The sequence below is a fragment of the Methylobacterium nodulans ORS 2060 genome, from assembly GCF_000022085.1.
GTDB lineage: Bacteria > Pseudomonadota > Alphaproteobacteria > Rhizobiales > Beijerinckiaceae > Methylobacterium > Methylobacterium nodulans.
This window is the reverse complement of record NC_011894.1, coordinates 4160605-4178141: the sequence shown is the minus strand read 5'-3', so window position 1 is coordinate 4178141 and position 17537 is coordinate 4160605. Positions and strand designations below refer to the sequence as shown.

At 68.0% G+C, this 17537-nt stretch carries 31 protein-coding genes and 3 tRNA genes; 5 read left to right on the top strand and 29 right to left on the bottom strand.

Annotated elements, in window-relative coordinates; genetic code table 11:
- Positions 1-5: 5 nt before the first annotated feature.
- The 5 genes from MNOD_RS19445 to MNOD_RS19425 all read right to left on the bottom strand — a co-directional run bounded on the left by MNOD_RS19445 (position 6) and on the right by MNOD_RS19425 (position 2075).
- Entirely contained in the window at positions 6-593 is a 588-nt protein-coding gene (locus MNOD_RS19445) for a NuoB/complex I 20 kDa subunit family protein (protein WP_043749071.1), read from the bottom strand.
- A 38-nt stretch (positions 594-631) separates the two neighbouring features.
- Positions 632-997: an NADH-quinone oxidoreductase subunit A gene (locus MNOD_RS19440; RefSeq protein ID WP_015930653.1), complete on the bottom strand. Its 366-nt coding sequence runs from the start codon at positions 995-997 to the stop codon at positions 632-634.
- Between the two features lie 321 nt (positions 998-1318).
- Positions 1319-1804 carry a CAP domain-containing protein gene (locus MNOD_RS19435; protein ID WP_015930652.1) on the bottom strand — a complete coding sequence of 162 codons (486 nt, stop codon included), beginning with the start codon at positions 1802-1804 and terminating at the stop codon, positions 1319-1321.
- 75 nt (positions 1805-1879) lie between these two features.
- A tRNA-Asp gene (locus MNOD_RS19430) sits at positions 1880-1956 on the bottom strand.
- A 42-nt stretch (positions 1957-1998) separates the two neighbouring features.
- Positions 1999-2075: transfer RNA gene (locus tag MNOD_RS19425), tRNA-Asp, on the bottom strand.
- Positions 2076-2214: 139 nt separating this feature from the next.
- Between MNOD_RS19425 and MNOD_RS19420 the strand changes: the two genes are divergently transcribed.
- Positions 2215-2290 (top strand) — tRNA-Val (locus MNOD_RS19420).
- A gap of 106 nt (positions 2291-2396) precedes the next feature.
- On the opposite strand, the gene MNOD_RS19415 is transcribed toward MNOD_RS19420, so the two are convergent.
- The 8 genes from MNOD_RS19415 to MNOD_RS19385 form a co-directional block, all read right to left on the bottom strand.
- On the bottom strand, positions 2397-3554 hold the full coding sequence (locus tag MNOD_RS19415) for a site-specific integrase (RefSeq protein WP_015930651.1): 1158 nt from the start codon (positions 3552-3554) through the stop codon (positions 2397-2399).
- A gap of 214 nt (positions 3555-3768) precedes the next feature.
- Positions 3769-3930 carry a hypothetical protein gene (locus MNOD_RS48140; RefSeq protein ID WP_015930650.1) on the bottom strand — a complete coding sequence of 54 codons (162 nt, stop codon included), beginning with the start codon at positions 3928-3930 and terminating at the stop codon, positions 3769-3771.
- A 60-nt stretch (positions 3931-3990) separates the two neighbouring features.
- On the bottom strand, positions 3991-4452 hold the full coding sequence (locus tag MNOD_RS19410; RefSeq protein WP_015930649.1) for a hypothetical protein: 462 nt from the start codon (positions 4450-4452) through the stop codon (positions 3991-3993).
- Positions 4449-4631, bottom strand: a complete 183-nt coding sequence (locus MNOD_RS19405) for a hypothetical protein (RefSeq protein WP_015930648.1) — start codon at positions 4629-4631, stop codon at positions 4449-4451. The genes MNOD_RS19410 and MNOD_RS19405 overlap by 4 nt, the downstream gene beginning before the upstream one ends.
- Entirely contained in the window at positions 4621-5328 is a 708-nt protein-coding gene (locus MNOD_RS19400; protein ID WP_015930647.1) for a hypothetical protein, read from the bottom strand. The genes MNOD_RS19405 and MNOD_RS19400 overlap by 11 nt, the downstream gene beginning before the upstream one ends.
- Positions 5318-5551, bottom strand: a complete 234-nt coding sequence (locus MNOD_RS19395; RefSeq protein WP_015930646.1) for a hypothetical protein — start codon at positions 5549-5551, stop codon at positions 5318-5320. Before MNOD_RS19395 ends, MNOD_RS19400 begins: the two co-directional genes overlap by 11 nt.
- Before the next feature lie 15 nt (positions 5552-5566).
- Positions 5567-6007, bottom strand: coding sequence for a hypothetical protein (locus MNOD_RS19390; RefSeq protein WP_015930645.1), 441 nt, complete (start codon positions 6005-6007; stop codon positions 5567-5569).
- A 4-nt stretch (positions 6008-6011) separates the two neighbouring features.
- On the bottom strand, positions 6012-6476 hold the full coding sequence (locus MNOD_RS19385; protein WP_015930644.1) for a hypothetical protein: 465 nt from the start codon (positions 6474-6476) through the stop codon (positions 6012-6014).
- A gap of 188 nt (positions 6477-6664) precedes the next feature.
- On the opposite strand from MNOD_RS19385, the gene MNOD_RS46895 reads away from it, so the two are divergent.
- Positions 6665-7021: a hypothetical protein gene (locus tag MNOD_RS46895; RefSeq protein WP_157091513.1), complete on the top strand. Its 357-nt coding sequence runs from the start codon at positions 6665-6667 to the stop codon at positions 7019-7021.
- Positions 7022-7103: 82 nt separating this feature from the next.
- On the opposite strand, the gene MNOD_RS49240 is transcribed toward MNOD_RS46895, so the two are convergent.
- Positions 7104-8696 (bottom strand): DNA adenine methylase, encoded by a 1593-nt coding sequence (locus MNOD_RS49240; protein WP_015930643.1) that lies wholly within the window; start codon positions 8694-8696, stop codon positions 7104-7106.
- 87 nt (positions 8697-8783) lie between these two features.
- Between MNOD_RS49240 and MNOD_RS19375 the strand changes: the two genes are divergently transcribed.
- Complete coding sequence (locus MNOD_RS19375) at positions 8784-9020, top strand: hypothetical protein (RefSeq protein ID WP_015930642.1); 237 nt, start codon at positions 8784-8786, stop codon at positions 9018-9020.
- Positions 9021-9075: 55 nt separating this feature from the next.
- Here the strand turns inward: MNOD_RS19375 and MNOD_RS19370 are convergent, their stop codons facing one another.
- The 14 genes from MNOD_RS19370 to MNOD_RS46880 all read right to left on the bottom strand — a co-directional run bounded on the left by MNOD_RS19370 (position 9076) and on the right by MNOD_RS46880 (position 16023).
- Positions 9076-9528 carry an ASCH domain-containing protein gene (locus MNOD_RS19370; protein ID WP_015930641.1) on the bottom strand — a complete coding sequence of 151 codons (453 nt, stop codon included), beginning with the start codon at positions 9526-9528 and terminating at the stop codon, positions 9076-9078.
- A complete protein-coding gene (locus MNOD_RS19365) occupies positions 9528-9911 on the bottom strand; it encodes a hypothetical protein (RefSeq protein WP_015930640.1) in 384 nt (127 codons plus the stop codon). The genes MNOD_RS19370 and MNOD_RS19365 overlap by 1 nt, the downstream gene beginning before the upstream one ends.
- Positions 9911-10108 carry a hypothetical protein gene (locus MNOD_RS19360; protein ID WP_015930639.1) on the bottom strand — a complete coding sequence of 66 codons (198 nt, stop codon included), beginning with the start codon at positions 10106-10108 and terminating at the stop codon, positions 9911-9913. The genes MNOD_RS19365 and MNOD_RS19360 overlap by 1 nt, the downstream gene beginning before the upstream one ends.
- Position 10109: 1 nt before the next feature.
- On the bottom strand, positions 10110-10352 hold the full coding sequence (locus MNOD_RS19355) for a hypothetical protein (RefSeq protein WP_015930638.1): 243 nt from the start codon (positions 10350-10352) through the stop codon (positions 10110-10112).
- The gene (locus MNOD_RS19350) at positions 10352-10771 is read right to left on the bottom strand and encodes a hypothetical protein (protein ID WP_015930637.1); all 420 of its coding nucleotides are present in this window, start codon (positions 10769-10771) and stop codon (positions 10352-10354) included. Before MNOD_RS19350 ends, MNOD_RS19355 begins: the two co-directional genes overlap by 1 nt.
- A gap of 2 nt (positions 10772-10773) precedes the next feature.
- Positions 10774-11220, bottom strand: a complete 447-nt coding sequence (locus tag MNOD_RS19345) for a hypothetical protein (RefSeq protein ID WP_015930636.1) — start codon at positions 11218-11220, stop codon at positions 10774-10776.
- A gap of 10 nt (positions 11221-11230) precedes the next feature.
- Positions 11231-11722, bottom strand: coding sequence for a hypothetical protein (locus MNOD_RS19340; RefSeq protein ID WP_015930635.1), 492 nt, complete (start codon positions 11720-11722; stop codon positions 11231-11233).
- 3 nt (positions 11723-11725) lie between these two features.
- Complete coding sequence (locus MNOD_RS19335; RefSeq protein ID WP_015930634.1) at positions 11726-12823, bottom strand: hypothetical protein; 1098 nt, start codon at positions 12821-12823, stop codon at positions 11726-11728.
- A gap of 9 nt (positions 12824-12832) precedes the next feature.
- On the bottom strand, positions 12833-13756 hold the full coding sequence (locus MNOD_RS41605; RefSeq protein WP_015930633.1) for a hypothetical protein: 924 nt from the start codon (positions 13754-13756) through the stop codon (positions 12833-12835).
- Positions 13757-13761: 5 nt separating this feature from the next.
- Complete coding sequence (locus MNOD_RS19325; protein ID WP_015930632.1) at positions 13762-14076, bottom strand: hypothetical protein; 315 nt, start codon at positions 14074-14076, stop codon at positions 13762-13764.
- Positions 14073-14243, bottom strand: coding sequence for a hypothetical protein (locus tag MNOD_RS48135; RefSeq protein WP_015930631.1), 171 nt, complete (start codon positions 14241-14243; stop codon positions 14073-14075). Before MNOD_RS48135 ends, MNOD_RS19325 begins: the two co-directional genes overlap by 4 nt.
- Entirely contained in the window at positions 14240-14365 is a 126-nt protein-coding gene (locus MNOD_RS50030; RefSeq protein ID WP_015930630.1) for a hypothetical protein, read from the bottom strand. The genes MNOD_RS48135 and MNOD_RS50030 overlap by 4 nt, the downstream gene beginning before the upstream one ends.
- A gap of 10 nt (positions 14366-14375) precedes the next feature.
- On the bottom strand, positions 14376-14804 hold the full coding sequence (locus tag MNOD_RS19320) for a hypothetical protein (protein WP_015930629.1): 429 nt from the start codon (positions 14802-14804) through the stop codon (positions 14376-14378).
- Between the two features lie 448 nt (positions 14805-15252).
- Positions 15253-16023 (bottom strand): S24/S26 family peptidase, encoded by a 771-nt coding sequence (locus tag MNOD_RS46880; protein WP_043749067.1) that lies wholly within the window; start codon positions 16021-16023, stop codon positions 15253-15255.
- Between the two features lie 132 nt (positions 16024-16155).
- Between MNOD_RS46880 and MNOD_RS19310 the strand changes: the two genes are divergently transcribed.
- Positions 16156-16425 (top strand): hypothetical protein, encoded by a 270-nt coding sequence (locus MNOD_RS19310; protein WP_157091511.1) that lies wholly within the window; start codon positions 16156-16158, stop codon positions 16423-16425.
- A gap of 190 nt (positions 16426-16615) precedes the next feature.
- Here the strand turns inward: MNOD_RS19310 and MNOD_RS19305 are convergent, their stop codons facing one another.
- Positions 16616-16894, bottom strand: coding sequence for a hypothetical protein (locus MNOD_RS19305; protein WP_015930626.1), 279 nt, complete (start codon positions 16892-16894; stop codon positions 16616-16618).
- A gap of 107 nt (positions 16895-17001) precedes the next feature.
- Here MNOD_RS19305 and MNOD_RS19300 point away from each other — a divergent pair, with 107 nt between their 5' ends.
- Positions 17002-17328: a hypothetical protein gene (locus MNOD_RS19300; RefSeq protein ID WP_063748571.1), complete on the top strand. Its 327-nt coding sequence runs from the start codon at positions 17002-17004 to the stop codon at positions 17326-17328.
- Positions 17329-17537: the final 209 nt, after the last annotated feature.

The window sequence follows — 17537 nt, the reverse complement described above, 5'->3', positions numbered from 1 at the left end:
AAGCCTTAGCGCTCGATCGTCCCGGTCCGGCGGATCTTCTTCTGCAGCAGCAGCACGCCGTAAAGCAGCGCCTCGGCGCTGGGCGGGCAGCCCGGCACGTAGATGTCCACCGGCACGACGCGGTCGCAGCCGCGAACCACCGAGTAGGAGTAGTGATAGTAGCCGCCGCCGTTGGCGCAGGACCCCATCGAGATGACGTAGCGGGGCTCCGGCATCTGGTCGTAGACCTTGCGCAGGGCGGGCGCCATCTTGTTGGTGAGCGTCCCGGCGACGATCATCACGTCCGACTGGCGTGGGCTGGCGCGGGGCGCGAAGCCGAAGCGCTCGGCGTCGTAGCGCGGCATCGACATCTGCATCATCTCGACCGCGCAGCAGGCGAGGCCGAAGGTCATCCACATCAGCGAGCCGGTGCGGGCCCAGGTGATGAGGTCGTCCGCGGTGGTGAGGAGGAAGCCGCGGTCGGCGAGTTCGTCGTTGATCGACAGGAAGGTCGGATCGGTCGCGCCGACGGGCAGGCCGGTCGCCGGGTCGATGATGCCCTTCGGCTGGGGCGCGATCGCCGGGGCGCGGGAGAAGGAGGTATCGAGGGCCATGGGCATCCGGATCTCTCAAGAGGCGGCGGGGGCTCGGCTCAATCCCATTCGAGGGCGCCCTTGCGCCACTCGTAGACGAACCCGACGGTCAGCACGCCGAGGAAGAACATCATCGACCAGAAGCCGAACCAGCCGAGGTCCCCGAAGGTGATCGCCCACGGGAACAGGAAGGCGACCTCGAGGTCGAAGATGATGAACAGGATGGCGACGAGGTAGAAGCGCACGTCGAACTTCATGCGCGCGTCGTCGAAGGCGTTGAACCCGCACTCGTAGGCCGAGAGCTTCTCCGGGTCCGGGCTGCTGTAGGCGACCAGGAAGGGCGCCACGAGGAGCGCCAGGGCGATCACCAGCGAGACCCCGATGAAGATCACGAGCGGCAGGTAGTCCGACAGGAGGCCGTTCATGGGAGAACCCTCATTGGTCGTAAGGGCGGCGCGGACTCGCGGACGGCCCGGCCGGCTCGGCCCGTCATTCGGAACGGTTCCAAGGCCCGGAGAATGCCGCGAGGCTTAAACGAGCGGGTATGCCGAAACAAGGGGCGTTCGCAGCGCACAAACCGCGAACGTCCGTCCAGGAGATAAGATGGCGGATCCGGTCCACAACACCGGTAAAGGGCCTGCCGCCTGACGAGTTTCGTCGCAGCCCCCCTGCCTTTCCGGGGCTTTTGCGCCCCGGCGGGCCGGGATTCGGCACGGGCGGGCTTGGCCGCGGCGCGGCCCGGTCGGTCAGGAATCGGAGAGGATCAGGGCCCAGAAGCGCTTGTAGCGGCTGCCCGGCGCGTCGACGCGGGCGATGCCGACGCGTCGCACCTGCGGCATCAGCATGTTGCGGTTGTGCTCCGGGGAGGCCTGCCAGCGCTTGAGCACCTCCTCGAAGGTGGTGGAGCCGGCGCTCAGGTTCTCGGCCGCGTAGCGCCCGCCGAAGCCGGCGCGCCTGAGGCGACCATCGAAGGTGCCGCCGACCTCGTGCGAGAGATAGCCGGCCCGGGCATTGGCCGCGGCCTGGAGCGAGGCGGCCCGGACGAGCGACGGATCGATCGCCACGGGTCCCAGGCCATGGCTCGCCCGGTAGCGGGAGATCGCGGCGGCGGCGGCCGCCTCGTCCAGGATCACCGGGCTCGTCATGAGATCGGGCTGGGGCAGCAGGTTCGGTCCGCCGCAGCCGGCCAGCAGCAAGCAGGCGGCGAGGGCGGCGAGGCGCAAGCGCGGCATCAAGGGCGATTCTCCCGTCCCGCTTCGGCGGGGCGGCGGGCCTTTAGGCGATCAATTGTGAAGATTTCGGGATCGTGGCGCGGGCGACGGGGCTCGAACCCGCGACCTCCGGCGTGACAGGCCGGCACTCTAACCAACTGAGCTACGCCCGCGTGAGACGCGGTGCGACGACGATCACCCGACGAAGGGAAGAATGGCGCGGACGACGGGGCTCGAACCCGCGACCTCCGGCGTGACAGGCCGGCACTCTAACCAACTGAGCTACGTCCGCGCGGCGCATCGCTGTGCTGCGATGGCGGCGGTGTATGAGGCCGGCCCCGGCCTGTCAAGCAGGCGATACGCGGAAAAACGCTCGGCCCCGCGCGAGGCCTTGCGCTCGCAGGACGCTCCCCTTAACCATGCCGCCCTGAGGGCGGTTAGCTCAGTTGGTAGAGCATCTCGTTTACACCGAGAGGGTCGGCGGTTCGAGCCCGTCACCGCCCACCAACGGCTTCAAGGACTTAGGCGATTTCCGGCGAGCTGCGAACGGCTCAGCTCCCAAATACCTCCCAAAAACCCAGAATTGCTGCGCTGCACCACAGCCACGCTCGATTCACGAGCGGCGCCGGCCGGACACGGTCTCGACCACGCCGCGCAGGTGCTCTGGCGCGTGGTGACCATACACGTTCGCCACGATGGCTTCCGTGGTACCGAGCGCGCCTGCGACGAGGCCGAACGGCGCCCCGCCCTGCACAGCCCAGGTTGCGAAGGTGTGGCGCAGGATGTGGGGCGTCACCTCGGGCCCAAGGCCGGCCGCTTCTCGCGCAGTGCGCCATCCCCGACGCATCTTCGCGATCGGCAGCCCCTCGAACTCGACCACGTGGGCGACGCTCTGCGATCGCCAGCGGGTCAGGTGGGCGAGGAGCCGGCGCGACAGCGGGATGGGCGTCCGGCGCTTCGTGCTCTCCCCCTCCCCCGTGCCGCGCCGATACAGGATGCCGGCTCGCAGATCGACCCACCCCGCGATAGGACTCGGCAGCCACTTCAGGCGCAGGATCGCGTCATGCCTCGTGCCGGTGTAGAGGCCCAAGAGAATAAAGCGGGCGACGTGGCGCGTCTTGCCCTGAGCCTCCCCCGTCCGCCGCCAGATCTCTCGGCCGGTGATCGGGTGCGTGCCGACTCGTCGGAAGCCGAGCGCAGCCCATAGCAGACGCGCGGCCTCGGACCGGGTCAGCCACCGATCGCGCGCGGGCGCCTTGTCCGGTAGCGTCACGGCCACGGGATACAGGAGCTTGTGTTCCTTGTGAGCGTAGCCGAACGCAGCGGCCAACACCTCGAGCTCGCGCCGGGCGGTCTGCGTACCGACCCGCGGAGCCGTCTCGGGATCCTTGAAGCGCTTCTGCGGCATCGCCCTCCGCCAGCGGACATAGCCGGCGCAGAGGTTCGGTGTGGCATGTGCCACCATCCGGCCGTCGAAGAAGTCGATCAAATGTGGCAGCGCGCTCCACACCACATCCGGTCGTTTCGTCTCGGCGGCGCGCTCGTCGGCGTAGAGGCTCAAGACGTCGGCGATGAGGATCCGAGCGGGATCACCTTGGCCGAAGTCGGGCTTGTGCTTGCGCGCGAGGTATTCCTGCAACGCTCTTTCAGCCGCCTCACGCTCTCCATGGCGGCAGCCCGTGCTGAAGTCGACGCCTCCGGAATCTCGGACAAACCAGCGCTCGTGTGATTTTCGGTAATAGAGGCGCGCGCCTTTGGCTGGACGGGGCATTGTTCGATCATCCGCCTGATATCGGCCAGGGTGGTGAAGTGCTTGCCAGCGACCTCGAAGATTCGCAGGCGACCACGCTGCCCCTCTCGCCGCAAGCTGCGCGCGGACACACCAGAGCCAGCCGGGAACGCAAGCGCTGCGGCGTCGTCGAGGCGGAGCGGCGTGTCGTCCGCGACGTCGGCCCTGTCGGGAATGCGCCCTGCCCTGCGCATGTTCACCTCCCCTCCCCTCTGTCACGTCCGAGACTCGCCAGCGCGAGCCCAATCAATCCGATGCCGCAGCCCAGCCAGTGCACGGCGCGCCAGCCGTAGCGCGTGAAGGCGAACAGGACTGCGAGCGCGATCAGGCCGAGCGGGATGGTGTCGAAGGTGCTCACCGGCCGGCCTCCCCCTTGCGCCACACCACGAGCGGCGCCCCGAGCGCGATGTGCACGAACTCACGCACGGAGGATCTCCAGTACAGTGAGCCGCTCGTTGGTGCGGGCGATGATCGCCTGGCGCTCGTCGTTCCGATCCTGCGGATAGCAATCGACACGCGGCGGCCGCTCCCCGTCGAAGTACAGCTTGCCGCCGAACCCGAGCCGCCCCTGGAAGCGCCATTCCAGCGGCAGCACGCCGGCTGCGGAGCGCACGAAGATCTCGCGATCGTACTCGTCGTCAGGTGCCCCAGCCTCCTCGACCAGGGCGGTGTAGATCGCATCGGCCTCGTCCTCCGTCAGAGCGCCTGGTCTCATTGTCTCCCTCCCCCTCCCCCTTCCGCGTCCTAAGTTCGCCAGTGCGAGCCCGATCAGGGCAATGCCACAGCCCAGCCAGTGCACGGCCCGCCAGCCGTAGCGCGTGAAGGCGAACAGGGTGGCGAGCGCGATCAGGCCGAACAGGATGGTGTCGAAGGTGCTCACGGCCCCTCCTCCCGATCGTCGGCCATGCTCCACAGCTGGCCGCTGCACTTTGGGCACGGCAGCTCGCCGTAGGCGTCGCAGACACAGAGATCCCCGCCGCACAGGCACTCGGTCGTGCCGAGGTTCTGGCACTCATCGCACCAGAAGCCGTCGGCGGTGCTGAAGGGGCTATCGGCCATCGGCGGCCTCCGCCCAGGTGAGAAAGCTCTTCCAGATCTGGAGGTCGATCTCCCAGCCGGCGATGGCGTCCCGGCTCTCAGGAGGCCGGGATTCCTGCCTCTCCACGTGCTCGCGGATATCGCGCAGGATCAGATCACGCCCCTTGGGCCGAAGATGCGGCCAGTGCTCGCGAAGCCAGTCGCAACACAGTCCAGGCGCATAGCTATGGCGCCCGAGGCAGTAACGGACGGCAAACAGGATCATCGAGTCGGTGAAGGCGTCGCGCGGGTCGAGTGTGCCCTCGCGGGCGGCCGCCGCGGCGGCGCGGCAGACCTCTCGGGCCTCGCCGCCGAGGTCATCCCAGGCCGGGGCGGCGCCGCGGGGGCCGAGCGTGAACCCGGCGAACCGGGCTTCGTAGGTGGCTCGGGCGGGGTCAGCAGGATAGGCCGGGCTTGATGGTGCGACGGCTGTGCCATAGCCATGCGGCTCCCCCGGACACGGGAAGAGGATTTTGCGGTGACCCTGTTCGGTGGACTTGTGGCTGCATCCGGCGCGACTGTGTTGATCGTCGGCTTCGTAGGCCGAGAGGACCGCTCTGATAGAGCCAACAGCATCCTCTATCTGGCGGGCTTCTTGTTCGCCGTCGTTGGAGGCTTGCTCTACACAGCCTGAGGCGAGTTTCGCCACCGCAGCGTTCCGATTGCGGTCAGCCGACATGGCGCGCGTCCTCCGGTAGCGGCGCCCACTCCACAGGATCTCGGATGGTCGAGCGCGGTCCGAGATTGTCGCAGACGACCCACTCGCCATCCCAGGTCACCAGACTCGGGAAGGCCTGCGGGATGACCTCCTGATTGCCGCGCTCCCACCTACCGCCGCGCACCAGGATGCGGCGGGTCGGGTCCTGCGGTGCGGTCGCGATGTCTCGCCAGTACTCAGCCATGGGGCGGCCTCAGGGTCAGAGCTCGGCGCGGCCCGCCGCGGGGGCGTTCTCGGCCGCGCAGGTGGTGCACTGGTCCTCGCCGGCCCAGCCGCAGCCCCCAGGGCAGGCGTCCTCCTGGGTGCAGCCGCAGTCGCGGCAGATGCCGCCAAGCAGCGACGGGACGCGCGGTGTGACGCCGTCCTCCGCCTCCAGGGCGCCGTCCGGCAGCACGTCGGACACGGCCTGATCGAGGAGATGCGGCAGCAACTGGAGCGCGGCGCCCGTGGCGCGCTGGATGATGTCGCTCAGCCCATCCTCATAGACGCGCTGCCACAGCCGCCGGGTGACGACGAGCTCGACCGCGATAGCGCCGATCTCGGCCTTCTCCTCGTTGGTGAGGGTGACCCACACATCGGCACCGTCGAAGCGGGGGAAGGCGGGACCGGTGGCGGCCGCGGCTTGGGTCTCGGTCGTCATGGCCTCACTCCGCAGCCATGGCGAGCGGGCCCGGACTGCCCGCGAGCCGCTGCAGCACCTCCTCGAGCGAGATGCAGATGTCGGTGGCGAGGAGCGCCATCAGCTCGGGCTCCTCGCCATCCTGGGTCAGGATCAGGCAGCGCTTGCCGGCGCCGCAGAACCAGCCGGCCTCCAGGTGCGCGCTGCGCCCGCACGGCAGGACGAGGACGCAGGTGTCGGCCCACTGCATGCCGCGCAAATCGCTGACAAAGCCGCGGGCGGCGATCGGATGCGAGGTCAGCAGGCGCCGGTACTCGGCGGCCGACCATGCCTCCCAATTCGGGTCGATCTCCGACCACGCGAATCCCGGCACGCCATTGAAGGGGTTGCGGAAGTCGTAGACCTCGTGGCCCGCCTCACGCAGCGCGGAGACGACCGCCGGCTGCTTCGGGTTGCGCCAGGACGAAGCGACGTAGATGCGACGGGACACTGGTCAGACTCCTGCGGATGAGGGATCGGTGCGCCCTGAGGGCGGGGTGAGGCGGGAGAGGCCGCTAAGTGCTTCCGCCGACGTTTCTTCTCCGGGCAAGGCTACGTTAATCAAAACCCCTGATTGTGTGGCACGGCCTGCAACCGGAAACGTTGTCGGTGCGGCTACATCCTGGGGGGATGACCATGATGGGTCGCGACGACGAAGCCTCATGCGCAATTCTGATCATGAACGGTGTTACGTTCTTCGGTCGGGTTACTGCCTCTGAGAAGAATCTTCCACTCATACACTCAGAAGGAGAGCCGCAGAGAAAATTCGAACATTTCTTTATCAGCTTTGATGGAGCCAGCGCGCCTGTAGGTCTGTGGTTGGCTGTAGATGAAGAACAGATTACGCGCAGCACATCAACCGAAGCAAGCACGCTGCGACTGATGAAACGCCGAGCATCCTTCGGCAGCCGCTTGAGAAAAGCGTGGTCACTGACCTTGATGTGGGTGAGAAATGGAGCCGACATCGCCACCTCACACCCGCAGCGATTAGGTTGAGCCGCCCGGAAAGACGGCATCGAGCGGCACGTCGCCGGTCGGCTTGCGCCCTCTGCGCACAGGTCCGTGAGGCGGGCGGAGGTCATGGCCGACCTCCAGCCATAGAGGGGCGAACGGGAACGCGGGCCGAAATGAAAGTCGTCTGTCGCCCGACTAGTTGTGGATATCGCTTGCAGGCGCCGGCGTTGTCGGCTTCTCCTGCAGGCCCCAGAAATAAACGCAGGCGGCTATGGTGAGCATCGTTTCTGAAACACTTGGGAGTGCAAATGCCCCCGCATGGGTTCAAGCAATAGGAAGTCTTCTCGCCCTTGTGGTAGCAATTTACGTCGGCGACAAACAAGCGAAACGAAGCGAAAAACTCCAGAGATCTCAGCAAAATTATTCCGATGTTGAATTTCACAGAGGCTTGCTCGCGGTCTGCAATGAGGCGGCTCAGATGCTTGAGCTGGCTTGTGACGAAATGGCGGTAACTTCTGGCCGAGAATACGCATTGCGGCGGCAGGCGCCTCATTTCACATCTCTTGCCAATCTCATATGGTCGCTTCTCTCGTCCGGAAAGACGAGAGGCGCTGCAACAAGAGCAGCCCTTGAAATGCATCGGCAAATGATCGAATGCAGGTCCATTCTTGAAGATGCGTTGGCCCGAATCCAGAGCGGCACTTATTCTGAGAATTTGCTCCAAAACCTTGCGACCCGGCGCGAGATCGTGAGACAACTCGTGCGACAGATAGAAAATGACCTCCAGGTTTGACCCTTTCACTAGCTGAATAATCATGCCGGCACCTCGAAGAGCTGCGCCTGGGCGAGCACGCTGCCGAAGGCGGAGAGGCGGGCGGCCGCGCGGGTTGATCCACAGCACCTCGGTGCGCGCCCGGGCGCCGTCGGCATGGGCGGCGCGCTCGACCCGCGTCCAGCCCGGCAGCGCGGCGTCATAGACCGGCGACGGGTAGCCGGAGAGCACCACCATGCCCTTCAGGCCGCACAACGCGTCGAGGAGGCGCGCGTGGTCGGCGGCCGTCAGCTCGTGAGCGTACATGCCACCGCGATGCTTGATGTCGTACGGGTTCCGGAGAGACCTCGTCTCCGGCAGATACGGCGGATCGACGTAGTGCAGGCTCTCTGGGCTGTCGTGCTGGGCCAGGACCTCGGCCGCGTCGCGGTGCTCGATCACAACGCCGCGCAGCCGCTCGATCACGAGGCCCAGCGCGTCGGGCAGTCCGGCCCAATCTTGAGCCGGGGTCGTGCCGCATCGGAAGCCATTCGACCGGAAGCCCGTCGGTGCCCGCCGGTTATGGCCGTTCGATCCGAAGCCCATGAACGACCGCACGATGAGCCGTCGAGCCTCCTCGACCCGATCGTTCGAGATCTCGTAGGCCTGCTCGAACTCCGCGCGAGCGAAGGGGGTCGCCCGCAGAGCCGCGATCAGCTCCGGCGCGCGATCAGACCGCAGCACCTGAAACAAGTTCACCACGTCGTCGTCGAGGTCGTTGTAGATCTCGGCGTAGGAGCGCGGCTTGCGCAGCAGGACGCTGGCGGCGCCGCCGAACGCCTCGGTGTAGAGGCGGTGGGGCGCGAAGTGCCGGACGATCCAGGGGGCGAGGCGCCACTTGCCGCTGTGCCAGCGCAGGACGGGACGCGGCGGCTCGGACGTGGGCGCAAGGGCGGCGGAGGTCATGGGATCACGCCTCCGTGCGTCGCAGAATAGTGCGATGTGCCGTGACTGCACCTACATCCGCTGCAGTGCATAGCGTCGGAGGACCCCATGGAGTTGCTGGAGTCGCTCGCCCTGCCGCTTGCATCGGCGGCGATCTTCACACTTGGATGCGCCATCTTGCAGATGTCCCGCCAGTATGCGGACCGGATCACGCCTTTTCTTATGGGCATCGCCATGCTTCTGATCCTGGCGATACTGACAGTCGCCAGTGTGCAGAACCAAGTCATCCGAAGCATGGCAGTGGATGCACTTCTCCCGCCCCCCGGGGCAGCCGCAGTGTTGTGAGGGGTGGGGCCGAGTTCGGCCCTGACCGCGTAACTGTCGATCACGAGAGGGCTGCTCATGCGGCCCTCGCTGGGTCGAGGGCGTCGAGGTTCTGGAAGGGCGGCCAGCGGATCACGACTCCGGAGAACACCCACACGTCCGGGTGCTCCGCGCGCCAGAACGCGGCCATGTCGTCGAAATCGCGGAATCCGTCCCGCCTGGCAAAAGCGTCCAGCTTGCCCGGATCGTCGGTGTCCTCGATCACCGTGCCGGCGCTGTTCGTCAGGATCACGGACGGGCGCTGCGCGAGGCTGGGCAGGGTCAGGACGATCCGATCGACGCTCTCGCAGGTGGTCCGGCCGATCAGCTTGCAGTGGCGGGTCCGCATGCCGGTGTAGAGCTGCAGCGGCTCGCCGGGCCGGGCGTGGCGGCCCTGGTTGGTGATGCCGCGGTGCGCGCGGATCGTCTGCGCCTTGGCGCCGAGGGCGATCGGCTCGACGAAGCGCGGCTTGAAGTTGTAGGCGACCATCAGCGCGCGCCCTCCCCTGCCTGATCCGCGGCCGGCCGCGGATCGAACGCTTCCGGCGCCCGCGCCTCGATCTCGACCGGGAGCCGGCCGGCGAGGCCCGCCGGCTCGCCGCTCTCCAGCTTCGTCAGCGCGGCGCGGATCGGCGCCAGCGGCACGCCGTGCTGGAGCGCGATCGACAGGATGACGGCGATGTCGCGCGCGTCGTCGGTCATCGCGGATGCCAGCTTGTGGCAGTCGAGAAAGATCTCGGTGACGGGCGCGCCGGGAGCGGCCCGGCCGAGGCCGGCGGTGTAGCGGGTGCCGACCGGATCGTGCGGGCCGCGGGAGAACACGAAGTCGAAGACCTCGTGCTCGCGGCGGTTCGGGAGGCGCTCGCGGGTCATCACACCAGCCCCTTCTCGATTGCGACCCGCTCGGGGAGCGTCAGGGTGTGGGTGGCCTTCCCCGCGTCCGGCTCGATCTCGCAGGTGGATTTCGGGATCCAGACCGCCTTCTCGCGGTCGCCGTCCGTCGAGACGAGCACCGCACGATTGGTCTCGTGGTGCAGGCGCACGGTGAGGTCGACGAGGTCGGAGCGCATTTCAGCGGCCCTCCTCGGCAGGCGCCTCGCGCGCTTCGACAGCGAGCGTGTTCTGCCGCAACGCCTCACGGGCGCCCTGCGGCCAGATCGCGACCCCTTCGCAGCGAAAGCAGTAGGCAGACCGGCCGTTGTCGTAGAGCGGGTTGTCGATCGAGAGCCGCGTGTGATGGATCGGACACCGACCGAGCGAGAGCCAGAACAGCGTCTTCCAGCCATGGAGAGTGCGGGGCCAGCGGTAGCGCATCACCGCACCTCCGCCGCCATCGCGACCACGACCGGCCCCATCACCGTCCCGGGCCGCCGCATCATCGGCCAGTGGGCCCGCACCGGGACCGCGCTGCGCGACCGCACCAGCTCCGCCGCCCGGCTCTGGCGGATGGTCACCTCCGCGCCGCGCTCCAGGGCTTCGAGGATCGGCTGCAGCCGGTCGGCGTAGAGCCCATAGAACTCGGCAAAGTCCTGGAGCCGGCGCAGGTCGTCCCGTTGCGCCGTGGCGTGCGCGCGCATCCGCTTCAGGTCTCGATGCTGGCCTGGCCAGTTACCGATGAGGGTCGATTGCCACTCGAACGCCTGCGCGAGCTCCGCACTATGCTTGTCCGCTTCCTTGCGGGCGGCGTCGGCGAGGCTCGGAAAGTCGAATTCGCGGAGGTCAGCAGCGCGCATGGTCAGGCATCTCCCGGGATGGCGACGAGGCGGAGGGAGCCGCCCCAGATTGTTTCGATGTGCAGGTGCAGACGGGCGAGCACCGCGTTGGCGCGGCGCACGAGCTGGGATTGCCGGGCGTCGCTCATCGGCTTGCCGGGCCGGGCCGCAGCCATGGCCTCGGCGCGGCTCACCGCCAGCCCGACCCGCTCGCCGAACAGGAAGGCGAGCAGCTCGAACGTGCCGACCTGACGGAGGTCGAGGCGATGCCGGCCGCACCGGAGGCAGCGGTAGGCCCGGTCCAGCACCACGGCGCCGGGGTTGGCGAGCGCGGTGTCGTAGCCGCAGGCCTCCACGATGATGATCGTCGGCAGCGGCAGGACGGGCCGCTCCGCCGCCTCGCGCGCGGCGTGGGCGCGGCGCGAGCGGATGTTGTGGCGGACGGCCTGGGGCGCGGTGGTGCCGAGCATCGCAGCGCCCTCAGAAGGGGATGTCGGCGGGATCCGGCCGGCCCGTGGCGGCGCAAATCGCGCTGACGAGGGTCATCCGGAAATCGCTGGTCGCATCGACGCCGCGGGGGCCTTCGATCCCGTGCGGTCCCGCGCCGGCGGCGAAGCCGCGGCACCAGCTCAGCAGGTCGGCCATCTCCTCGGCGATGCGCTCGGCTGCGGGGATGCTGAGCGAGAGCGTGAGGGCGGGCTCGGCAGACTGCGGCGCCCACGGCTCGCCACGCCGCGGGACGCACGGCGTCGCGTCCGACACAGCATCGCCCCGCTTGGCACCAGCCGCCGCGCGGACCTTGCTGATGCCGTACGGCGCGGACCGGATCTCGGGGTGGGTGAGCACACCCACCATGCCGAGGAGCTCGTCCCACGCGAGGCCGGTGGCGTGCTGGGTGTTCTCGCCGTTCCCGATAGCGAGGTTGAAGTGCCCCGAGTCGTCGGCCGTGATCGTGATGGGGAGGGCGCGCATCGGTCAGGCCTCCGCCTCGACGGAGTCGAAGCCAGCCTTCCAGCGGCGCATCCGCTCGGGGTCGGACACGATGCCCTGGTTGAGGCACTTCGTGTGGCCGCGCTTCTTGGCGGTCACGCCGCGCTGGAAATCCTCGTCCTGCGGATCGACCGGCTCGTCCTCTGCGTCGAGGTCGCGGGTGTCGGCCGGCATCTCGCGGATCAGCCGCAGCTCGGCCGCCTCGCGCGCCTTCTGCGTCCGCTCGGCCTGGCCGTCGTTCAGCCGGACGCCCTCCAAGGCTGCGAAGGCCTCGTCGAGATCTTCCGGCGAGCGCGCGACCGCCGCGGCCTCTTCGGCCTGGACAACGAGCGCCTCGACATCGGCCTCCCCGCCGGCTTCCCCGGACTGCTCGGCCGCCGCATCGTTCGCCGGCCCGGGCGCGGGCTCCGGCTGAGGCGTGGGCGCCGTCAGTCGCCGCGGTGGGCCGCTCGGTGCCGGGCCGCTGCGCACCTGCTGCGACGGAGGGGTGACGTCGCGCATCGGCGCGACCGGCGCCGGGGTCTCGACCTCCTCGACGGTCGGGATCCCGAGCATCACCTCCGGCGCGTAGAGCCGGACCAGCATCGCGGCCGAGCGCCAGCGCAGCATGTGCTCGGGCATGGAGGTGTACTTCGGGTTCTTGGTCCAGCCGTCCGCCTTCGCCATCGCCATGCTGACCGCGACGGAGACGACCTCGCCGGTGTCCGCCAGTGCCGCGAGCGCGGTGACCGTGAGCCCCTCGTCCTGGCCTTCGGATTTCCAGGTGATGCGCCCCCGGAACACCCCGGACTTGTTGGCGCGACCGATCATGTATTGCGTGGCCCAGCACGGGCGCCCGCTTACGATCGCAAGGTTCTGGAACACAACGAGCGGATCTTCTTGCATCCGATCCGCAATGTTCAATGCAATCAGGCAATCCGCGATCTTCCCGCGGAAGTGCGCCGGGACGAGCTGTGAGTCCGCGAAGACCTTTGCGACCCGGTTGGCCTGCGTGAACTTGTCGGGATCCGAGAAGATGCCGGTCTGCGCCAGCATCATGCGCGTCGGCTGCGCGGCAGGGTCGTGCGGAACAAGAGCGTTCATGGGGCGTCCTCAGGCGACGGACTGGATGGGGACGGAGCGGGTACCGGGCAGCGTGGCACCGGTGCGCGCAACCTTGTCGGCGAGGCGCTGCACGAGCTGGCGGAGCTCGGGGTTGTCCCTCAGCGCCGCGAGCGCGGCGTCGAAGTCCTCGATCTCGGCACGGTAGGTCGTGCGCAGGCTGGAGCGGCGGCCGACCGTGCCCGCACCCGTTGCCTTGGCGAGCCGCACCGCCTCGCCGGCCTGGGCCGCTGCGGCCCGGGCCTCGGCCTCGCGGCGCCGCTGCTCCTGCTGGAACGGCAACTGCGCCTCCTTCAGCCGGCGCTTCAGGCTGGCGGCGAGGTCCTCCAGCGGCTTCCACTTCGCCTGCACCGCCTTGGCGGCTTCATCGTGCGCGCGCTTCTCCTCGACGCGCAGGCTGCCCGCCTTCTTCTCCAGATCGGCAAGGCGCGAGGCCCAGTTCGCGGCCCGGTCGCAGGCGGTTTGGTCCTGGATCGGATCGTCCTTCAGCCAGCGCTCGATCTCGTCGCGCTCGCTCTCGATCTCGATGCGCAGCGCCTCGAAGGCGTCGCCCGGCAGGTTGGCGTAATCGGCCGGCGCCGTCGGCGGCAGGTCTGGCCAGGGCGCGCCCTCGCACACTGCCCAGTAGAGCGGCTCGGGAATCGGTGAGCGCCAGCAGCGCGCGATGACGCGCTCGCAGAACTCCTCTTCGGCATGGCCGGCAAGGCACTGCGGGGCCTTTTCGCCGATCTTGGCCCAGAGGACGCCGTCCTCCTCGGGCCACACCGCGACCGGCTCGAATGAGCCGTCGCGCCGCTGAAGGCGGAAGAAGCCGCAGGGGGCCCTGCCCGGCTCCAGGGGCCAGGCCTCGTTGCGCAGGGCCGCGGCGTGCCAGGCGAAGGGATCGGCAGGGGTGATGACGGCGGTCTGAGCCATGGCGCTCACTCCCCCACCGCAGCGCCGACGCGCCGGAGGAAGTGCGCCGTCTCGGCCGACAGCGCGTCGAGGTGGGCCGGGTCGAGCGGCGCCATGGCGCCCGCCGGCAGGACACCGGCCATCGCGTTGACCGCCGAGCAGATCAGCTCGGCCCGCTCGTGCACGATGGCCACCGAGGCGACCGGCATCGCCGAAGCGCAGGGCTTGCCCTCGGCGTCGACGATCATCCGGCCGGAGCACTCTACGACGCGCCAGGGCGCCGGGCAGCCGAGAGCGTGGAGCAGGTCCACGAAGAGCTGTTGGGGCTCGGAGGGGCTCACGGCCGGCTCCTCCGCCAGAGCGCCTGCAGGTGCCCGAGCAGGCACCACCCCGGTGTCGCCTCAGCGCCCTCACTGGTGAGGCGGCGGGATTCGGCGAGGCCGATCAGGGCGCCGACGATGATCGGCACGACAGCCGCGATGAGGACGAGGTCGCCGGTGCTGATCACAGCCACCTCCCGATGGCCGCGCAGCCCGCGGCGATCACGACGAGAAGCCCGGCCCGGGCGGTGATCTGGGCGGCGGTGCGGCAGCCGCGGTCGAGCGCGGCGAGGCGGAGAGCGAGGCGCATCCGCCCCTCCTCACCAGCGGGTCGCGACGCCGACGCACGCGGGCGTCAGGCGGGTGAAGGGCAGCACGTCGGCGGGCGCCTTCTCGGCCGGACCCACGACGCCATGGCGCCGGGCCGCGTCCTCCACGCTCGCAGGCAGCGCGTCGCGCTCGTCATCGTGGTCGATCAGGTCGACGACCTTGCCGAGCACCATCGCGGTGACGTTGCGGGCGACCGGCACGAGCGGGTCGGTGATGTCGAGCTCGTAGACCTCCCGGAGCGTCGAGCCCTGGCGCTCGTCGGCAGCAAGGAACGCTGCAATCGCGGTGAGGCCATTGTCGACGGTGGTTTCCTCGATCCACTTCCGGCCCGAGGCATCGACGAAGTGGGCGAGGTAGGTGCGGGGCGGCTCGCGGCGGCCGAGCAGCGCAACGAGGTCGGGTTGGGGGCGGGTGAGCACTGCGGGGCTCCATCGCGAGAGGCGATGGACGGAAACTAACTGCGGTTATTTTACCGCGTCAAGAGGCTTGCGGTATAAAACCCGCGAAAGCGGGTGCAACCCCGCACGGCGGAAAAAATGCCATTCCACCGCGGCCGGGACGCTTGACACGCAGCTCAAAAGAGAACGAACTAGGGGCATATGACGCAGAGGAACTTGGAATGTGCGGGCGCAATGATGCGTCAGGCGGCCTATCTGAATTGCGGTATAAGCTCAGGGTGCGTTGTTTGTCATGTATGGACGAGACATACCCGATTGTATCACTTGGAATGCAGCGCAGAGATGCTGCTACAATTGACAGGCGAGTGAGAAAAATGGCAGAGAATATCCCGTTTGAATGCCATAGATGCTCCGGCAAATCTTCTCAGCTAGTAGCCTATTTCGAAAGTCCGCCCACTCGGCTGGCCTGTTAAAGCTTGTTCAACACGCTCCGAGCCCAAGCCAGTATCCGAACTTCGCGTCCATCGTCAGCCTCCATGCTGTGGGGAACCACGATCGGCTTATAGCGCGACACTGTCGAGCGCGGGTGAAACTCGTACCGGTCCTCATAGACCTCCAGTTGCTTCACTGAGCGCTCTACCAAGTGCCCGCCTTCTCGGCTTTGCTGGACAATCACGACCATTCCGGTGTGGAGTGCAACACGACCATGCAACCCTTCAAAGTCTAGAGCCACAACGCGATCGCCGCGCAGAATTGGTCGCGGCGTGAGAGCATTCATTGAGTCCCCGCGTACGTCGAAGGCAACCTGCTGCACCCGTGGGTATTCGCTATCGGGTGGAAGAAAGATGTCTTCGGGCGGGACATCTATGAATTCTGAAATCTCGCGGTAAGATCCCGCCTCGACAAAGCCGCCATATAAAACGCGAACCGCCGGCTGTGTCGCTTGGACGATCTCTTCTCCGCCTGCTGCAGAAGAGATAGAGGTTGATCCAGAGCTAGGCGCCTTGGCTGGCTCCTCAGGGCCTGCTCCGGCAAAGAGCCAGACAGATGTCGTACCCAGGACCGGCGCGAGCGCATTCAGTGTCGCCGTGCTGACCCCTTGGCGGCCATCCTTCTCTAGAGCACGGCGCAGATTGCGGATTGCGTCGGGCTTTCCGGCCTTCTCCGAAGCGGCACGCTCCGACAGGCCGGTGGCCTCCAGCCGGCGCTCTATCCGCTCCAAAATCTCTCGTAATTCCATGGCGGTAGAATGACCGCCAACACGGCCGTTTGCGAGCGGTAATAAGGCCGTTGACATCCGCGGTATTAGTACCGATGCTGAGTGCGTTGGATCGGACGCCTCGGTATGAATGGCAGAGAAGACATCCTTCGCTTGGCAGGCCTCTACGGCTCCGCGACAGGGCTGAAGCGGACAACCGTAAGCTGGCGCCTCTTCCAGGACACTAACAAGCTCGACGTTATCGCAAGCGGCCGCGATCTGTATCTCGGGCGCTACGAGCGCGCGATGCAATTCTTCTCTGATCATTGGCCGGATAATCTCCCGTGGCCCGATGACATCCGGCGCCCGCCGAAGTCAGCGGCACAGGTAGAGGCCGCGCTGGCCGCTCCCTCCGCTGCCTCGGTGGCGGAGGCGGCGCCGTGATCCGCTTCCTCGTCTCCTGGTTGGATCGGCGCATCGATGCGCGGATCGAGGCGCGTGAAGCAGCGCGGCGCGCGGAGGTGGACGCTCGTCGCTCGGCGCGGGCCTCGGAGATCGCCGCCATCATCGCGGCGGGCGGACGCCCGGGCACTTGCCTGGAGGCCAGCCGAATTCGCCACCTGGGTCCTCGCCGCTACAGCAAGGAGTCGAATGCCGGGCCGAATGTATCGTCGAGGAAGCCTTCGGCGTCCGATGACACCTGCTTGATCACCTCGGCGTCCTGCCTGTCGCGATCCTCGGAGGACATCCGATGAATCGCAGCTTCCACACGCTCGTCCGCAGCGATGTGCAGGCGCCTCAGGGCCGTCTCGCCCTGCTCGCGGCCGATGTCGGTCAGGATCACCGTGAGAATGCTGCGGATCGCGATCAGCGATCCGCGCGCCATCTCCGGATCCACGTTGCGGTCGCTCATGGATGCCTCCAGCGGCATGGGCGGTTGCGCGAGGGGCCGGGCCGCTACCCGGCCCCTCACCACGGCATGCTTGCGTCATCTCATGCCCTCCGCAAGGGAGCCGCCGCATGATCCGGCCCGCTCCTCAGATGATTGGTCCGCTGCGGGTCGCGAGGATCGGCAACCGATCCCTGCTCGCCATCCCCGAAGCCGGCCCAGCCGCGACGGTGCTGCTCACGCCCGAACAGGACCTGGCGCTGGAACGCTGGCTCGGTCAGCGGCCGAGTGACGTCACCGCGGCGGCAAGGAGCGGCCCGACCGGCCTGCGCCTCGTCCGCGGCCTCAGCGCCGACGGCGACCGACCCGTGTTCGAGAAGGCCGGCGACACTCTCAGCGGTGGCACCAGCCCCGCTCCAGCCCGGCGTCTTCACTCGTCCAGTCGCGGCGAGGCGTGAGGCGTCATGCGCTCCGCGTCCGCCCCCGAGACCCGCCGGTCCAGCAAGCCTGGCCCAGCCGGCGGCGCGCCCGCCCCCGAGACCCGCCGGTCCAGCAAGCCTGGCCCAGCCGGCGGCGCGCCCGGTCCGGCAATGACCGGCCCCTGTCCGTGCCGGACCGGGCGCAACCCTCTTCGCGTCGCTCAGGTCAGCAATTCTGTTCGCGCCGG

Bases quoted from the DNA above. Each gene is read 5' to 3' on its own strand.
- MNOD_RS46880 (WP_043749067.1), bottom strand. From the start codon at position 16,023: ATGGAATTACGAGAGATTTTGGAGCGGATAGAGCGCCGGCTGGAGGCC.
- MNOD_RS19335 (WP_015930634.1), bottom strand. From the start codon at position 12,823: ATGAACGCTCTTGTTCCGCACGACCCTGCCGCGCAGCCGACGCGCATG.
- MNOD_RS19360 (WP_015930639.1), bottom strand. From the start codon at position 10,108: ATGCGCTCCGACCTCGTCGACCTCACCGTGCGCCTGCACCACGAGACC.
- MNOD_RS19435 (WP_015930652.1), bottom strand. From the start codon at position 1,804: ATGCCGCGCTTGCGCCTCGCCGCCCTCGCCGCCTGCTTGCTGCTGGCC.
- MNOD_RS19375 (WP_015930642.1), top strand. From the start codon at position 8,784: ATGGAGTTGCTGGAGTCGCTCGCCCTGCCGCTTGCATCGGCGGCGATC.
- MNOD_RS19440 (WP_015930653.1), bottom strand. From the start codon at position 997: ATGAACGGCCTCCTGTCGGACTACCTGCCGCTCGTGATCTTCATCGGG.
- MNOD_RS41605 (WP_015930633.1), bottom strand. From the start codon at position 13,756: ATGGCTCAGACCGCCGTCATCACCCCTGCCGATCCCTTCGCCTGGCAC.
- MNOD_RS19415 (WP_015930651.1), bottom strand. From the start codon at position 3,554: ATGCCCCGTCCAGCCAAAGGCGCGCGCCTCTATTACCGAAAATCACAC.
- MNOD_RS19370 (WP_015930641.1), bottom strand. From the start codon at position 9,528: ATGGTCGCCTACAACTTCAAGCCGCGCTTCGTCGAGCCGATCGCCCTC.
- MNOD_RS49240 (WP_015930643.1), bottom strand. From the start codon at position 8,696: ATGACCTCCGCCGCCCTTGCGCCCACGTCCGAGCCGCCGCGTCCCGTC.
- MNOD_RS19345 (WP_015930636.1), bottom strand. From the start codon at position 11,220: ATGCTCGGCACCACCGCGCCCCAGGCCGTCCGCCACAACATCCGCTCG.
- MNOD_RS19445 (WP_043749071.1), bottom strand. From the start codon at position 593: ATGGCCCTCGATACCTCCTTCTCCCGCGCCCCGGCGATCGCGCCCCAG.
- MNOD_RS19395 (WP_015930646.1), bottom strand. From the start codon at position 5,551: ATGGCTGAGTACTGGCGAGACATCGCGACCGCACCGCAGGACCCGACC.
- MNOD_RS19405 (WP_015930648.1), bottom strand. From the start codon at position 4,631: ATGGCCGATAGCCCCTTCAGCACCGCCGACGGCTTCTGGTGCGATGAG.
- MNOD_RS19300 (WP_063748571.1), top strand. From the start codon at position 17,002: ATGATCCGGCCCGCTCCTCAGATGATTGGTCCGCTGCGGGTCGCGAGG.
- MNOD_RS46895 (WP_157091513.1), top strand. From the start codon at position 6,665: ATGGGTCGCGACGACGAAGCCTCATGCGCAATTCTGATCATGAACGGT.
- MNOD_RS19350 (WP_015930637.1), bottom strand. From the start codon at position 10,771: ATGCGCGCTGCTGACCTCCGCGAATTCGACTTTCCGAGCCTCGCCGAC.
- MNOD_RS19400 (WP_015930647.1), bottom strand. From the start codon at position 5,328: ATGTCGGCTGACCGCAATCGGAACGCTGCGGTGGCGAAACTCGCCTCA.
- MNOD_RS50030 (WP_015930630.1), bottom strand. From the start codon at position 14,365: ATGCGCCTCGCTCTCCGCCTCGCCGCGCTCGACCGCGGCTGCCGCACC.
- MNOD_RS19340 (WP_015930635.1), bottom strand. From the start codon at position 11,722: ATGCGCGCCCTCCCCATCACGATCACGGCCGACGACTCGGGGCACTTC.
- MNOD_RS19365 (WP_015930640.1), bottom strand. From the start codon at position 9,911: ATGACCCGCGAGCGCCTCCCGAACCGCCGCGAGCACGAGGTCTTCGAC.
- MNOD_RS19305 (WP_015930626.1), bottom strand. From the start codon at position 16,894: ATGAGCGACCGCAACGTGGATCCGGAGATGGCGCGCGGATCGCTGATC.
- MNOD_RS19355 (WP_015930638.1), bottom strand. From the start codon at position 10,352: ATGCGCTACCGCTGGCCCCGCACTCTCCATGGCTGGAAGACGCTGTTC.
- MNOD_RS19390 (WP_015930645.1), bottom strand. From the start codon at position 6,007: ATGACGACCGAGACCCAAGCCGCGGCCGCCACCGGTCCCGCCTTCCCC.